The sequence below is a fragment of the Sporosarcina sp. FSL K6-5500 genome (assembly GCF_038005665.1).
In the GTDB taxonomy this organism is placed as follows: domain Bacteria; phylum Bacillota; class Bacilli; order Bacillales_A; family Planococcaceae; genus Sporosarcina; species Sporosarcina psychrophila.
The window spans coordinates 4,851,494-4,867,850 of the sequence record NZ_JBBOTP010000001.1; the positions used below are offsets into that span (position 1 = coordinate 4,851,494).

At 37.6% G+C, this 16,357-nt stretch carries 9 protein-coding genes and 1 pseudogene; 1 reads left to right on the top strand and 9 read right to left on the bottom strand.

What is annotated here, in order from left to right; genetic code table 11:
- Window positions 1–150: 150 nt before the first annotated feature.
- The 9 genes and pseudogenes from MKX62_RS23365 to MKX62_RS23400 all read right to left on the bottom strand — a co-directional run bounded on the left by MKX62_RS23365 (window position 151) and on the right by MKX62_RS23400 (window position 15,396).
- Window positions 151–1,374 carry a hypothetical protein gene (locus tag MKX62_RS23365; RefSeq protein WP_340742497.1) on the bottom strand — a complete coding sequence of 408 codons (1,224 nt, stop codon included), beginning with the start codon at window positions 1,372–1,374 and terminating at the stop codon, window positions 151–153.
- 372 nt (window positions 1,375–1,746) lie between these two features.
- Window positions 1,747–3,033, bottom strand: a complete 1,287-nt coding sequence (locus tag MKX62_RS23370) for a protein kinase domain-containing protein (RefSeq protein WP_340742498.1) — start codon at window positions 3,031–3,033, stop codon at window positions 1,747–1,749.
- Window positions 3,023–6,988: a hypothetical protein gene (locus MKX62_RS23375; RefSeq protein WP_340742499.1), complete on the bottom strand. Its 3,966-nt coding sequence runs from the start codon at window positions 6,986–6,988 to the stop codon at window positions 3,023–3,025. The genes MKX62_RS23370 and MKX62_RS23375 overlap by 11 nt, the downstream gene beginning before the upstream one ends.
- Window positions 6,989–7,077: 89 nt before the next feature.
- A complete protein-coding gene (locus MKX62_RS23380; protein WP_340742629.1) occupies window positions 7,078–10,173 on the bottom strand; it encodes a type I restriction endonuclease subunit R in 3,096 nt (1,031 codons plus the stop codon).
- Window positions 10,157–11,467, bottom strand: coding sequence for a restriction endonuclease subunit S (locus tag MKX62_RS23385; protein ID WP_340742500.1), 1,311 nt, complete (start codon window positions 11,465–11,467; stop codon window positions 10,157–10,159). Before MKX62_RS23385 ends, MKX62_RS23380 begins: the two co-directional genes overlap by 17 nt.
- Entirely contained in the window at window positions 11,457–12,977 is a 1,521-nt protein-coding gene (locus tag MKX62_RS23390; RefSeq protein WP_340742501.1) for a class I SAM-dependent DNA methyltransferase, read from the bottom strand. The genes MKX62_RS23385 and MKX62_RS23390 overlap by 11 nt, the downstream gene beginning before the upstream one ends.
- Window positions 12,978–13,320: 343 nt before the next feature.
- The gene (locus MKX62_RS23395; protein WP_340742502.1) at window positions 13,321–14,442 is read right to left on the bottom strand and encodes a DUF4145 domain-containing protein; all 1,122 of its coding nucleotides are present in this window, start codon (window positions 14,440–14,442) and stop codon (window positions 13,321–13,323) included.
- Between the two features lie 223 nt (window positions 14,443–14,665).
- Window positions 14,666–14,872: pseudogene (locus MKX62_RS24535) on the bottom strand (conserved phage C-terminal domain-containing protein); the annotation flags it as partial.
- Between the two features lie 299 nt (window positions 14,873–15,171).
- Complete coding sequence (locus MKX62_RS23400) at window positions 15,172–15,396, bottom strand: hypothetical protein (protein WP_340742503.1); 225 nt, start codon at window positions 15,394–15,396, stop codon at window positions 15,172–15,174.
- A gap of 499 nt (window positions 15,397–15,895) precedes the next feature.
- Here MKX62_RS23400 and MKX62_RS23405 point away from each other — a divergent pair, with 499 nt between their 5' ends.
- Complete coding sequence (locus tag MKX62_RS23405) at window positions 15,896–16,216, top strand: cupin domain-containing protein (RefSeq protein ID WP_340742504.1); 321 nt, start codon at window positions 15,896–15,898, stop codon at window positions 16,214–16,216.
- The last annotated feature ends 141 nt before the right edge of the window (window positions 16,217–16,357 follow it).

Here is a 16,357-nt window from a genome sequence, read left to right on the forward strand (position 1 = left end):
AATAAGCCGCATATTCGATTGAAAAATCTCGATATATGGCTATTTTTGATGTGTACGGGTATGGTGTGGTTACATTTCGCTCCAGGCGGATGCATTTTATGCTTAAAACCCCTTGAGCCGTAGGGGCATTGGGTTATGAATTTGATTCACCTACCTGTACTTTCCTTTATAACCACAAATAATTGTAATCGCTCGCTCCAAAAAGTATAGACCTTGTTTGTAAGCGTAAAAAATATTATTGACATTTGTATTATTAAAATCACTTTTTTTCTCTGGATGGACAAGATTATTTCTAAAATCAACAAACATATGGACACTATCATTATTATATTTATTTATCAATGCAGGTCCAGGGTTTTCAACAAACACATTAGGGATATTTAATTGATAACAGAATAGCCTGAGAATATCAGATGCTCGTAATCTTTTATACGCTTCTTTATCTAAAACTTGTTCTTGATTAACAAGGTAATTCCAAGCTAGTTGTTCTAATGCTATTTGTGTAGAAATTATCTTATTTTCATACATACCAGTACTTTTTATTTCAAGGTACCAATTCAGCACAACTTTTAAAACATCACTCCAAATTTCCTCCTCTAATTTCGTAGCAACTTTTGTAAATAAAAGGTTAAAGTCTTCTGTTGCTTGATAAGGAAAACAGCCATGGGAATCCTGAAAATGTTTAATATCTCTATTTTTAGTACGGTATTTCTCCCACACTTTATTATCATCTTTAAGTCCAATAAGTATAGGAATAAATACATTTTGGGCACTAAAAAAAGATAAATACCATTCTAGTTGTACAACAACATCTGTAATTTCATTAGAATAAAATCTATTTTTATATTTACTTGAAATAGTACCTACATGAGTTATTTCATACCCCCTATTTTTTCTCAAATCATCATAAAATGATTCAGTTTTTTTATCAGGTCTGAATTTCAAATTTATTATCCAATCGTTATGCGCAAAATTATAATCGCACTGCTCTAAAAATGTTAAACCGATATGGCTACAATTCATAATGAATATAATAACTTCATCCACCTCTGTACTAGGCGTTTCAATATTATCAAGGTAGATTGTAGGGTGAACAATACTCTTCTCATCTTCGTAATAGCCCCATTCGGAAGCAACCTCATTTAGGATATGATCTTCGGAAGTTTGAATATAATAATCAAAGATTGTTTCGTCATCTGCCTTTATGGTTAAAGGACTAGATAAAGTTAGTATTATCTGTGGATATAGTGAATTGCACATTGATATGTTTCCAATAGAAGAACTACTTTCTATTTCATTAGAAAATGTAATTTCTCCTTCGAAAATATTGAATAAATCCGGATTTAGTAAATCAAGATATACACTATTTCCCACTGTAATCCCTCCAAATCAATTTCTAATTTATATGAGTAAATTTCTCATGATCTATTGAAAAAGCGAACAGTTATATGATTGCTCGCGATTATGAGGTTCTTTTCGTTGATTGGAGCGAAAGGCAGCAACCCCAGCGAGAATAGCTTGAGCCGAAGAGCCTAAGGCAGGAACTACCTTTATAACCAAAAAGGATTAACGTTTGTAAAAAGTCGTAAGCCAAGCAGTTGTAATCATAGTAGCAATGGTTTAATGTATAACACTTTTATACCGTATGTCAAAATAAAAAGGACCTTTTTCGGGTCCTTTCGTATATCAGCTAATAGAACTAACACCCCATTAGTAGAAGAACAATTGCTTTCTAACTGCCATTACTTAGTAACTCTCAAAAATCACATCTTTTTCACCATGTAGGACAATTTTGGAAACCGGAAATTCCATTGTAGAGACTAACATATCAAGCAGTGTAACTTCTTCTGACCTTACTACTTCCTCTTCAATCATCGCGACTTCTTGGTCCGTAATATCTTGAAGCTCTAAAACATAATATATATCCATATCGCTTCCAGTTTCCATTGTTATTTCCTTTGGTTTTAAAATATAGTTGTTCCTATCGTCACTTAACTCTATACAACCGGATACTCTTGATAGTTGACACGTCTTAGGTAATAGTTTTTCAAACTGCTGACTCTTTATTGTATGGCATTCAATAATTTTTCCCAAAATATCGAAGATCGCATTAAACTCTGTGAACGTTGATTTTTTTGGTGTTAACGTCCTCCTAATGGTTTCAGCAGCAACGATTTGTTTCTCTTTCTTCAACAAGTTTTCATCTATTATCACTTTCTCCCACTGATAGATGAAATCCAAAGCTCTGTCAATCGTTGGTCTCATTCCTGGATCATCATTCGTTGATTGCATTAATAACCTGTCAATACACTCAATGGATGCGACATTAAACATATCGCATTTTAAACCAAAGACTTTTTCTTTGGAGTATTGTCCTTCAAAGCAGTCTTCATCTTCAGTTAAGATAATCCATATAAGTTTCGCAAAAGAATAGACATCGGCTGGACGAGCGTCTTTTATCTTATGCGGCTCTCTTTTCATCTCTGGAGCAATTGTATTCCAAGGCCCTACTCTCTCTTTCGACCCTGTTAGTCGGTCATAATCCTGATGACTAACTAGTCCAAAGTCACTTAAGACTACATTCTCTCTATACACTAGTAAGTTATCTAATTTTATATCTCGGTGGGAATAACCCTTTCTGTGAATATGGCTGAGAATTCGTCCTATATCCTTGGCCATATTCATTTTTTCCTTTATATTTAAATGATGACCAAAAATATGATTTTTTAATTGTGTTGCAAGTGGCATAACAAACCAAGCAGTTTCTTCTCTATTTGGAGTCTGCTCAGGTAAATAGCAGTCGATAATTGGCAATAATCCATCATAGCTCTTACTAAGTCGTTGGACAGTCTGAACTTCTTGTTTAAACCGTGCATATTTTTTCTTATAATTATTATTAGAATATATGAGGAATTTTGCTACTAATCGGTCGGCAGATGGTGGCAGACAAATAATTTCATGCACAATACCGTTCCCACCTTTACCTAGCCTGTCACCTCTTTTAAATTTTAACTTTTCTCCTCTAAAGATCATGAGAAGCCCTCTCTCTATCTGCCCTAGACTGCCTCATATAATCATCTGCTATTTCCTTTAGTGCTCCTGCCATGAGAGGATATTCAAGTCTAACTGCCTTAGCGTACATTTCATATTGCGCGGAAAGTTTTTTTTCTCCTTCTCCATTCGTAATTGTGTAGACTCCACGATTGTTATTTATCCCGATTACGAAACCACGTTTGATTTCATCAGAATAGTGGTTCTCAAATACTTCTCGTACCGCTTCATGAGGAAAAAATCCGTCTTTTCCATTCGGTGATTGAGAGAAGCACTCTCCTAATTTTTGCTGACCAATAATGGATTGCTTATTATTATCGACGAGTTCTAAATATTGCTTCGTCCATGCCGTTAATTCTTCTACAGAAATACTACCTTCTTCATCTACACAAGGACAAAACTTTAATTTAAATAATATACTGAATGCTTGTTTTGCTATGTTAGTTTCGTTTTCTGTCAATTCCCTAGGTTCAACTGATTCATCTGATGATTTAAACACATAACGAATTAATTCTGACATTAAGTTAGGGTCCGTCTTTAAATCATGTGTTAGATATCTTGGAGTTATTTCATCCATTAATAGTTGAAAATATGCCCACTCTAATTTGCGTACAAGTACACGTTCTTCTGCAATTAGATTGTCCACTTCATAAATATGTTGAAATGCTCTACGTATGTGATATTGTTCACGATAAATATCATTGTCACCTGGATCATTTAGCATTTTTGTTAATAATTCGATATGCTTTGGAATATCCCGAAAATAGTTATGGTTAAGCATGATAACCGCAGCAGGATAGTTTTTGGCCTCCAATAAGTTATTCCAAACATCTTGTCGAACAGTTTCCTCCTTTACCTCTATATGAGAAGGAAGGATTTCCCAATATCTCTTAACAACCAATGGTCCAAAACTATCTACTAGCGATACTAACACTTCATCTATTTCTGCTATTTTCAATAATGCAACTTGTAGTTCTAAATTATCCTCTACTTTTTCTAGCACATTAAGAATAACTTGAATGCCTTTTTCTTCATAAATCTTTCCAACATAAGCAAGAAGAACCACTGTTTGTTCCTCCGCTAACAATTCAGCTATAAATGATGAATTGGTCGTATATCCATGAAAATCACTTGCTACAATCTCGCCAATCGCTCTTCTCCCAAATTGATGATTCTCGTTTAGCATCAATAACAGATCCATAATCTTTAAGTCAGGATCTTTTTGTATCTCTCCGAGAGCATAGCGTCGTATTTCCCTTAGATTATCTCTCTCTTTGTTATAATCATATTTCTTCTCCTGATAAGGTTCAGGGTGTATGGTAATTGGTTTATCTATTGTGAATAAATGTAGGTAATTATAGAGTTTATTTTCGATCTTAATGGTGTCATACACTTCTTGTTCTATTCGTAATAGATGTTCCTCTCTGACTGCCCAATGGGATTTACAATAGAAACGGTGACGATACAATATTTCACGAACTTTTTCTTTAAACTCATATTTTGCTTCATCTGAACTACACTGCTCAATTGCTGTAGTTGCTCCAACTATCACATCATCAGCTAACCCTAATTCAAAGAAAAAGAACTTATCAAAAAGAATGCCCCATCTGTATAGGTCAACCTTTGCTTCTCGGATAGCAATCTTGCTATAAGCTTTGTAGGTGTCGATAATTTCTTTTCTTTGTGTTAATTTGTAATTCATTTTATACTGCCGATAGTGAGGTTTCATCATACTCATCATTGTCCGTCCAGGCGTCCTGTCTGGCAATAGCAACACCAGTAGCTCCCAACCAATTTTGTTACGCTTAACCAAAAAGTCTGTTAGCTGTATCTTTTCATCTATAGAAATATTGATATCATGTAACCAGGCACACAAAGCATGATGTAACGTCGATATCGGACTGTTACTAATGGGATAATCAACTTCTCTTTCTGAAAGTTTAGCTAACACTTTTACTACACGTAGAGCAGTTTCTTCTAGGCATAGTAATTTTTCCAACGCCCATAAGATGTGTGTGTAATAGTTTCGTCCCCAGAAGCCGTCACCATTTTGCTCAAAGAGTTGCCAAAAAGGAGAATCAGAGAGGATTACTTCTCTCTCCAGTACAGTAAGTGTTGCATCGGGTGAGGCCTCTGCAATCATTGGCATGTATTCAGAAATAGCAAACCATTTTTCTCGCGAATCAATTTTACCGAGTACTTCTAAAACTACCCCATCTACCCAGTGTTGTGTTGATCTAATGTTCATATGGTTATCTTTACCGTCCATATTAGCTAACATGATTAGTGAGCTTATCATGCCTTTTTTCATGTTCTCAGAGTACTTCGGCCCCTTGTCCAGAATCGTTCCTCTGTAGTGTTCTTCTACCGGTAATTGATACATAGGAGCCACGTCCGTCAGCACTTCGACTATAACATCTTTAATGGTGGTAATTACTTCTGGCGTTAGAAGATGGAAAATTATTTCCCACGCTTCTTCTACATTTGCAAGCTTATAAGATTTATCCCGATAATTTTTGTACGTTATAAGAAAAGAATCTTCTCCTCCAACCATTTTGCTGATTGACTGTACATATTCCTCATATGAAGAATGGGCTAATTTGCTTAGTATTTCCCTATCCGCTAATGTATCTGATTCTGTCCAACTCCCAATTAACAATGCAGGGATGAATGAACGATTAGTATGTTCCTCCCATTTTGGATAACCTGACTTACCTTTAAACACCATTCTCTTAAATGTCGTATAGAGACCATTAGATTTATCGACAATTCTATTAACTAGTGCCAGGTCCTTTATCTCATTTTGTAGCATTTCACTCATATTACTTAGAATTCTCTTGTTTAATTCAATTGGCTGCTTATTACCAAGATAATCTTCATCACTATAAATAATAATATTAGTATTATATGGTATTATATCTACAACCGATGCATTAAAATTGGGAATCAGAATTTTATCCTTACATTTGCCTTTAAGCGCATCCCAATTTTCCTTTGTATCAATTATATATGTGTCTTGTTCTCTATTTTTTACTTGTTTTTTAAGAATAAAAAGAGTGTAATAGACTACTTCTTCTCGAGTCTTCCCCTTCAGATATATAACCTCATTCGATAACTGCTGGATAAACTGTTTTTCAAAGTCATCTTCCTCATAGTTAAAAAAATTCAAGCCAATCGATGGATCAGTACTTACTTTCAACCACTGTTCAACTTCATCAATGGTCTTATACAAATTCCCATAAGAACCCATGAACTCAATCAACTCGTTAAGCCTTTCAATTACATCTTTGCCACCATATTTTTCAGTATTGCGAACATAGTTATTGAATAGTTGAGATTCATAGGCTACTTGATTATTAAATGCCCTATAATTATGAGATATATCTTCTATCATCTGTTTTTTGAAATTAATTATTTCATCCGTAGATATATCTAATACTTTGAGTATAGCTTCAAGTAATTCATCCCAATAGTTGTCTTTGTTAAATGACCCTTTGTCCAAATAAGTTTGGACAAATTTATTTTCTCTTTCTTCATCTAATCGGCTGATTTCCTTCTTTTGTTCTTCTTCGAATGTTCTAGAAAGTTTCCATTGTGCAAACAGCATGTCTTTACCGTTTAAATTCTTTTCTATAGTTTGTTTAACAGCTAGCCTAGACAATAAGATTTCAGTAAACGTGCACCTTTCAAATACTTCTATGGCCTGATCCTCTTTATTCTTACTATCAAGCATATCTAATATTTTCTTTATTTGAGATGAAACACTTGAGCCTAATAAAGTGTATGCAGCGGACGCAGTTGCTCCCACACTTGGATTCGCAATCATTAAGGCGGTGACAGTTACACTTGCCAACAACCCTAATTTATTCATTTGGTTCTTACCTTCCACATAAGCAATAATATCTTTTAGATATAATGGAATTTTCACTTCTGCCATCTAATCATCCTCGTCTTTAAAGTTATAATTCACCATTTACTTTCCATCTTTCCTCTTCAATAAGCGAACAAATAAATTCCTATTCGATATCATAAATTCCCAGCCATCAACTCAGCCTGTTTCACTACCGTCTCCACCGCCATCTTCTGTAAATCAGGCGGATAGCCATACTTCTTCAACAGTCGTCGAACAGTAATCCGCATCTTGGCTCTCGCAGAGTCACGTAAATTCCAATCTATACTCATATTTTCCTTAATCGATTTTGTCAGCTCATGCGCAATTACTTTCAATATGTCATCACCTAGAACTTGCTCTGCTGTTTCGTGCGAGGCTAGGGCATCGTAAAATGCAACTTCTTCTTGTATCATATCCGAGCCTTTTCCGGCTTTGTACGAGTCGTTCATTTCTTTTGCAAGTTCGATTAGTTCTTCAATGACTTTTGACGTTTCTATCGCGCGTTTATTGTATTTGTTAATCGCCGCATGTAGCATGTCCGTGAATTTTTTTGCTTTCACAAGATTTGTCCGTTGAACATGTTTCACTTTGCCTTGCAACAAGCGATTTAATAATTCCACAGCTAAATTCTTCTGTGGTAACGCTTGAACTTCAGCTAAAAACTCATCAGATAAAATAGAGATATCAGGATTATCTATACCAAGGGATGAATAAATATCTATAACCTCTTCTGAAATAACTGATTTTGAGATGAGCTGATTCAATTGGGCATCGACTTGTGAAGATGTCTTTTTCCCCCCCTCTGTTGAAATCAATTTCACGAGCCCTGCTTTCACCGCTTTGAAGAATCCGATTTCTACATTTAATTCTTCTGCTTCTGGCTCTGTTGCACATAGCGCAAATGCTTTTGCCAGTTCAGTCACGACTTTTAAGAATCGTTTCTTCTCTTCTTCCCCCAGTCCAATTACAAAATCCATCGTTTCTGTAATTGCCTTCATGCGGTCTGTAGCTTTTTCTGAGTGGAACTTGTCGTAATTATGTTTATAAAGCATCTCTTGGATAACTTCGAACTTCTCAAGTAACAGATCGACTGCAAGGGATGTATCAATTCCTGTCGTATCACGATCTGAATCTGTATATTGTTTCAGTGCTTCTTTTAAGCTATCTGCAATGCCGATATAGTCAACAATCAATCCACCCGGCTTATCCTTAAAAACGCGGTTTACACGAGCGATCGCCTGCATCAAGTTATGTCCGCGCATTGGCTTGTCGATATACATTGTACTCATAGATGGAACATCGAACCCTGTAAGCCACATATCACGTACAATGACAATTTTGAGTTCATCGTTGTTATCTTTCATGCGACGAGCTAACTTGTCACGCCGGCTTTTATTTCCAATGAATTGCTGCCAATGCTCAGGATCACTCGATGTACCTGTCATAACAATTTTGATGACCCCTTTATCGTCATCTTCCGAATGCCAAACCGGTCGTAATTTTACGATTTCTGCGTAAAGGTCAATGGCAATTCGGCGAGACATCACAACAATCATCGCTTTACTGAACATGGCATCCTGTCTAGCTTCATAATGACTCACAATGTCTTCGGCAAGTTTATGCAGACGCTGTTCAGCACCCGCAAGTGCTTCCAGTCGTGACCATTTGGACTTTAAGCGTTCTTGGTCTGATTGCTCTTGGTATTCAGTTATTTCATCATACTCATCATCAATATCGAGTCCCTCAGGTAATTCTAGTTTTATAATCCGACTTTCATAATATATCTTTACAGTTGAACCATCTTCAACCGCTTGTGTCATATCGTAAATATCAATGTAATCTCCAAAAACTGCTGGGGTATTTTTGTCTGAAGACTCAACAGGTGTACCTGTGAAACCTACAAATGATGCATTTGGAAGGGCATCACGCATGTATTTCGCATAGCCGTATTTCGTCAAAACATCTTCATTCGTTTTCATCACCTGTGCCCCGAAACCGTATTGCGTCCGGTGTGCCTCATCTGCCATCACAATAACGTTTCGGCGTGTAGTGAGTGCGTCCATATGGGTAAAACCATCTTCTGGAGCGAACTTTTGCAGCGTCGTAAATATGATCCCACCCGATTCAACGGCCAATAACCGCTTTAAGTCACTACGACTATTTGCTTGTTTTGGCGCTTGACGTAATAGGTCACTTGACATCGAAAAAGTATGAAACAACTGTTCATCTAAATCATTACGATCCGTCAGCATGACAATCGTTGGGTTATTCATTTCAAGGACAAGTTTCCCCGTGTAAAAGACCATCGACAAACTCTTACCAGAACCTTGCGTATGCCAAATAACACCAATCTTACGGTCACCTGTTTCAGCAGCTGCACGTTTTGCTTCGACAACTGCTTTATTAACTGCATGATATTGGTGGTAGGCTGCAAGTATTTTAAACGTCTTCTCTCCGTCTGTTTGGAAAATGATAAAGTGACGGAGTAAGTCAAGGAAGTTGCGTGGTTCGAACATCCCCTGAATGAGCACCTCTAGTTGTGGGATTGTTGACGGTGCAATCGTTTCTCCGTCAACCGTTTTCCACATCATAAAGCGCTCCTCATCTGCCGTTAAGGAACCCGCACGTGCATTGATACCATCACTCGTCACTAAAAATGCGTTGTATTGGAATAGAGACGGGATTGTCGATTTATACGTTTGAAGTTGGTGATACGCTTCAGAAATACCGACTGTCTCATTCGTAGTGTTTTTCAATTCAATGACGACTAAAGGTAAGCCGTTTACAAATACAACGACATCAGGACGTTTATTCGTATTTCCTTCAATAATCGTTAATTGATTCACGGCCAGGAAGTTGTTGTTTGAAGGATTTTCAAAATCAAATAAGTAAAGCTTTTCAACAGTATTTCTTCCATCATTCGTACGTACTTCCACATCAACACCATCGGTCACATACTTTTGGAAAATCTGATTGTTAATCAATAAATTCGGTGACTGCACCATCGTAACAAGCTGTACTGCACGGAAAATCGTTTCAATTGATGCATGCGGGTTAATCCTCATCAGTGCAGCTTCAAGACGTCCATTCAACACCACATCCGCATAACTATCCCGTTCAGGTGACTCTCCATCTACTGCAATCGTCGGCCCATTTGTTATTTCATAGCCAAGATTACCAAGCCATTCGAGTGCAGCTTGCTCAAGATCATCTTCATGAAATTGGTACATCATCAGTCACCTCAATTTCGTCTGGGATTTCGATTTCTCCTGAAAGGAGTTTTGGGAGGAGCGTATCTCTCATTTGAATAAGAGAACGATTCTGTTGTTGGTTCTTCCAGATTAGGTTAGATTGTTTTTCAATAATACTTGATAGATGGACTAATTCTCTTTCTAAAGGAATCAACAATTTAATTGATAGGATATCAATTGGTTTTATCGATGGATAGGTGCTAGTACTTTGCTCAGCTATAGATTGTAGTTTTTGCGTGATTTCATTTTGTGTAAGCCATATATATACCAAATCATTGGAATATGATGTTTTGCTTGTCAAAACTACAAATCCAGTCGATACAAGCATATTCTCTTCAGGCTTTTTAATAATTCCATAATGGCGTTGGTTTGGCCTGACAGTTGAATAAACAATATCATTTTCCTTAACTATTCTTTTCGCTCGACTTGGAATTTTGTGCTTGTCGGTATATAATTTTTGTATTTTACTTATGTAGTTTCTAGTGATGTTAGCGGTGTCAAGATAATTTACATATTCCCACTTATCTCCGTTAGACTTACTATCTTTATTCGCATCACAAACCTCCCCTAGTGTTGCTATTCCCCAACCTTTTGGAATCATCCCAAATTCGCTTTCTACCATTTCACCACCACTCGATTTATACGGTTCACCGTTTTCATTCGGAAACTCAAAATCCATAAACCAGTGTTTGAAAAGTGTTTGGGCGAGTTGTTCGATAGTATTAATTATATTATTGTTAACTTCAACTTTCTTATGGATTGAATATAGTAAATCAATAATTCTTTTTTGATCCGATAAAGGAGGATAATTGATTTCTAACTTAGATATCATTTCATTATTTAAACTCGCTCTAGTAGACATATTTGTCAAACTAAGAACTTGATTTCTAAAGTGTACAGATCTCAAATAAAACGCAACAAATTCAGGTAATAATTCTTGTTCCGCCGTTTGATTTGGTCTTAATCTTTTAGTAAAACCGTTAAAAGTTGCATTTGGATAATCTTTCAACGCGACGCTACTTAACCCTAATTCCTCAAACTTTTCACTGGTTCTAGTTAGGAAAACGTCACCTCGTGCAATTGAACATTTATATTGCTCTTTTTCATCTGTGTTAGCTAGCTCCTCTAATTTCTCCGGTAAAAAGTAATTATGGAACACTTCTTTAAAAGTCAAAAATGGGAATCCAAAGCCAAATTCCTCTCTTTTTTTAGATAGTCCTGATGTAATTGAGTAGAGATCTGTTAATTGCGTCTTTTTCCAATCAAACCCCATACCCAATCCCCTCCAATGCTTTGCGGATTTGGTCTTCTAACTTTTTCGACTTCACAAATCCCTCTGCTAACTCGCTTGTTAAACGATCCATTTTCTCTTCAAATAGCTCGCTGTCTTCTTCAGCTGCTTCAAGTCCAACGTATCGACCTGGTGTGAGGATATATTCGTGTTCACGTACTTCATCCAACTTCGCCACTTTACAGAAGCCTGCGACATCCTCATAGTCTTGATCATTCGTTCCGCGCCATGCATGATAGGCATCTGCTATTTGGTTAATATCTTCGGTCGAAAACTCCTTGAGGGTACGTGTTGCCATGGAACCAATTTTTCTTGCATCAATAAATAAAATCTCGCCTCTACGCTCTTTTTTGCCATTCTTTGCTTTATTTCGTGTTACGAACCAGATACAAACAGGTATTTGTGTTGAATAGAAAAGCTGTCCCGGTAAAGTAACAATACATTCAACGAGATCTTGTTCAATCAAGTTTTTACGGATTTCTAATTCTGCAACTGTACTTGTCGACATGGAACCGTTGGCAAGGACAAATCCTGCTGTTCCAGATGTAGCAAGTTTTGAGACCATATGTTGAATCCATGCGTAGTTCGCGTTTCCTACCGGTGGTGTTCCATATTGCCAACGTACATCTTCGCTTAACTTCTCCCCGCCCCAATCACTAATATTGAACGGTGGGTTTGCGATGATAAAGTCCGCTTTCAAACCTTTATGTAGGTCATTATGGAAGGTATCTGCATGGTGTTCACCGATATTGCTGTCAATTCCACGGATGGCTAGGTTCATTTTTGCCAGTTTCCAAGTGGTCGGGTTTGATTCCTGACCGTATACTGCGATATCTCCCAGTTTTCCCGCGTGCTCTTCTACAAACTTTTCACTTTGAACAAACATCCCGCCGGAACCACAGCATGGGTCATAAACGCGACCTTTATAGGGTTCAAGCATTTGAACGAGTAATTTCACGATAGATGTTGGTGTATAGAACTCCCCGCCATTCTTCCCTTCTGCACTTGCAAATTTGCTTAGGAAGTATTCATATACACGTCCCAAAACGTCTTTCGAGCGGCTGTCTTTGTCTCCAACCTTGAATGAGAACAGGTCAATCGTTTCACCAAGTCTTGTTTTATCAAGAACAGGGCGAGCGTAGTCTTTCGGCAGTACGCCACGTAATGATTCGTTTTCTTTTTCAACGGCAATCATTGCACTATCTATGATTTGCCCGATTTCAGGCTTTTTCGCATTTTCTTTGATGAATGTCCAACGTGCTTCTTTTGGTACCCAGAAAATATTTTCTGCCAAGTACTCATCTTTATCTTCCGCATCCGCCCATTCATCAGCTAAAAGCTCCGAATGTTTCTCTTCGAATGCATCTGATACATATTTAATAAATAATAGACCTAATACGACATGTTTATATTCAGACGAATCCATACTTCCACGAAGCTTGTCCGCCATAAGCCATAAATCTTCTTCAAAACCAATGTTTGCTGTAGACATAATTTAACCTTCTTTCTATTAGTAACACTATTGATCCATATAATTCAGTATTTATTCACAAAGAGATCTCACTTACTTCTACATAGTATATATGAATGGTATAAGTAATTGTTTCTTTGTATACAAATACCTAGAATTAATGCATTTCTATAAGCACCCGTCTTACTTTTCATTCAAATAGACTGGAAGGATACCTGTGATTATGAGTATCCAAAGAGTTACATTACATAGACATTAACGGATGCAGCAAATAATAAGTTAAGACAATCCCGTAATGTCATAACTTATCATGCCTTTTTTAAAAAAAGTGTTTCCTTTAACATCTTCAGCTACGATCTACTCATCAGACTGACGTAAGTATCCCCTGCTTCCCCTTCAACTGCTCAAATACCTTCTCTACTGTACCAACCCCAACATTCTCATACTTCGCCAAGATCACAAGCTCATTTGGTAATTGCCCAACCGTATCAATCTGGTCCTCCTTCAATTGCTTAAGAAGACTTGGGCTTCCTGTGAATTCATCGATTGTGAATGGAATGCTGGCCAGTTCTTCTGTTACTACGATATAGTCGGCCTTGTAGAAGAAAAACAGTTCACCTGGTCGATCCAGTAGTAATTGTCTACGAACTTTCTCTTCTGCGATATACCTTTTTAATTCCTCGAAGAGGTTTTCGTCGTTTTTTTCGGTATAGCGTTTGACGTGTTTGTGCAAGCCTTCGAGGTCGCTTGGTAGTTCGCTCATGATGCGTGCTTGTTGCTCTGCTCCGAGACGAATGAGGAACGTTTCGGATTTGCTGAAGCGCTGCGGCAACAGGAAGGCGTCGCGCAGGAAGTACGGGATGTCGAGTGTTTGCCCTTTGTATGTCAGTGATCGGATTGTTGTAAAGCCAGGTTGTTCTGGAACGGGCGGGATGTTCACAGGTATGATAGCAGATTGTTGTTGACCAGGTTCTTTCGGCTCAGGAAGGAGTGCTTGTCTAAGCATTTCTTCAAGTACTTTCAACCGCTCCTCTAGCTCGCTGATGTCGTATGTCTTTTCTTGTGGCGATGGGTCTACATATTCCGGAACGATAAGGTCGACGGGTCCGTATACTTCGACGTACCATTTGACGATTGTGTAGATGGCTTCCCATGAAAGGAGTGCTTCAGAGTAGCGGAATCTACGGGTATCATGTGCCGCCTTGTTGCCGATTTGACGAACGTGGTGAAGCGCGTCACGGATTTCAGGTGTTAAATAGCCATTGTCATTTAGTAGGTCGAGTCGTTCTTTAAGGTTTGTCCATTGTTCGTTCGGTAGTTTTTCCGCTTGGATGACTTGTTGCAATATATTTTCAACGAAAGCTCTCGCATGAGTTAGCATTGTGCGCGGGCTAGAGAAGATACTGTTTTCTAGTTCGCGCGCGACAAATGCAAGTTCTTTGGAGAGCGGTTCAAGAAATTTGTAGAAGTAGGTTTGATTGTTCATACAGCATGTCCCCCAATGATTGTAAATTATCTATATGGTATTATTTTACCACATAAGGAACTCGCACAAAACCAAAGCCTTCAGCAGTAAGTTTTGCTAACGAATATTTATTATTTCACTTCGCTATCAATCAATAAATTATTTTCTACCAACACCGATCCTAATACACTTTTCCCAATTTACTCATGACACGTCATCCGCTACACCAGCCATTTGCTAAAGTCTAATTCGAGCGATTTTGGTGGAGTGCTTTCTGGCAAATCACTAACCCTCGATTCTTCCAAATAGTTCTCGTAGAAGGACGTAAATACTTCTGCCATTGTGGATCATCCAGCCAGTTCTTAGCTATCGTACCAATGACCTTATTGCTATCTGCCAATGTGTCCCCATCACTGAAAAACCTTTTCAGCAATCTTGCTTTCGCTTTCGAAGACGCTTTAAATTACTTGTTTGCTTTGTCATTCAAAGAATCCATAACAGACGCAACGTCGAGATCGTTCTCGACAGTTTCTTTTTTAATACTCTTATACTCTTAGGTTATTGCTAGGGGCATTATGCCCTCTCTAGAGGGGGCAATTTGCACTTCCTCTTGAGCTGATTTTGCTATCATCGATGGGGCATTTTGCACCTACTGACAGTGCAGCTTTGTATAATTAATGCGCTACCATTTCGTCTTGACCATTTTCATCCGATTATATGCAGAAGTCGACATGATATAGCCGCTATTTTTCAGTTTACGAATCGCTCTTTTAATCGTATCGACAAACCAAAATGGGACCTCTTCGTTTTTCCACTCTTCATATGTTCTGTAAACCCACTTATGCCCAACCCGCACTTAGGGCGAGATGAGCGATCTAACATGTAGTTGCTGGAGTAAAATGGCCGCTTCAATCCAGCTTGCATCACTAGCGATGCAAGCACTTGAAGCGGCGACTCGTTAAATAATAAATTCATCACGGTCCTCCTCTATCGAATGAAGTACAAATACATTTCTGCCTACTATATAGTCGACTATTAACAAATAGAATGTTCTTCCTACACAGCTTTGTCGCTTGGAGATGGTCTTACGCTAGAGTTGTTCGTTTTACTAGTGAGATATACCGCCTAGTCTATTCAAATAATTAGGTCCGAATATATAGCGAGTGTTTTTTGACGACAGCACGACGTCTTTTGCCTAGATGAACGATGCCTTCACCCTATATATAGACAAACCATTCAAAAAAGGGGACAACGTGGCGACATTTTTGAATGGTTTGTAATGATTACGGCCATAAGAATGGACCACCTCTGCCCTGTTTTTTTACCAGTGATTGATGCAAGACTTACCAATCGTTGCCAATCAAAAAAATAATTTCAACTCCAAAATCTGCACCAAAAATCGAATCAACTTAATTGAAATTTCTATCAACTGCATTATGATGAAGGTGAGAAGAGATTACGAGGAGGAATTAATATGGAGAAAAAATCCCTGTTAGATTATCAAGAGTTTGATGAAAAACGATTTACAAAGAAAAACATCTATACAAAAGCGGATAGCGTCGCATTCGTGTTAAACTTCTTTCCGGGTCAAGAAATGCCTGCTCATAAGCATCCTGGTATGAATTTAACAGCTCTCGCGATTCAAGGGAATGGTGTGTTCACGATAGATGATCAAGAAATGAGTATCATGAAAGATGAACTCATTCACTGTAATGGAAACTTGATGATTGCGTTCAAAAATACGAGCACCGAAAAAACGAGTATCTATGTCATTTTGAACAAAACCGATGAATAACAAGGTAATTGTAGAACCCGCTATGCCTTGAATTGTTTGGGTGCTTGTGCAACAAAAAACAACAAATAATTCACCCAATTGTATAAAAAATTGATAGAGATTAGATTATCAGTACCTAATCTAATCTCCAGTTCATAAATA

Bases quoted from the DNA above. Each gene is read 5' to 3' on its own strand.
- MKX62_RS23370 (WP_340742498.1), bottom strand. From the start codon at position 3,033: ATGATCTTTAGAGGAGAAAAGTTAAAATTTAAAAGAGGTGACAGGCTA.
- MKX62_RS23375 (WP_340742499.1), bottom strand. From the start codon at position 6,988: ATGGCAGAAGTGAAAATTCCATTATATCTAAAAGATATTATTGCTTAT.
- MKX62_RS23380 (WP_340742629.1), bottom strand. From the start codon at position 10,173: ATGTACCAATTTCATGAAGATGATCTTGAGCAAGCTGCACTCGAATGG.
- MKX62_RS23385 (WP_340742500.1), bottom strand. From the start codon at position 11,467: ATGGGGTTTGATTGGAAAAAGACGCAATTAACAGATCTCTACTCAATT.
- MKX62_RS23390 (WP_340742501.1), bottom strand. From the start codon at position 12,977: ATGTCTACAGCAAACATTGGTTTTGAAGAAGATTTATGGCTTATGGCG.
- MKX62_RS23395 (WP_340742502.1), bottom strand. From the start codon at position 14,442: ATGAACAATCAAACCTACTTCTACAAATTTCTTGAACCGCTCTCCAAA.
- MKX62_RS23400 (WP_340742503.1), bottom strand. From the start codon at position 15,396: ATGAATTTATTATTTAACGAGTCGCCGCTTCAAGTGCTTGCATCGCTA.
- MKX62_RS23405 (WP_340742504.1), top strand. From the start codon at position 15,896: ATGGAGAAAAAATCCCTGTTAGATTATCAAGAGTTTGATGAAAAACGA.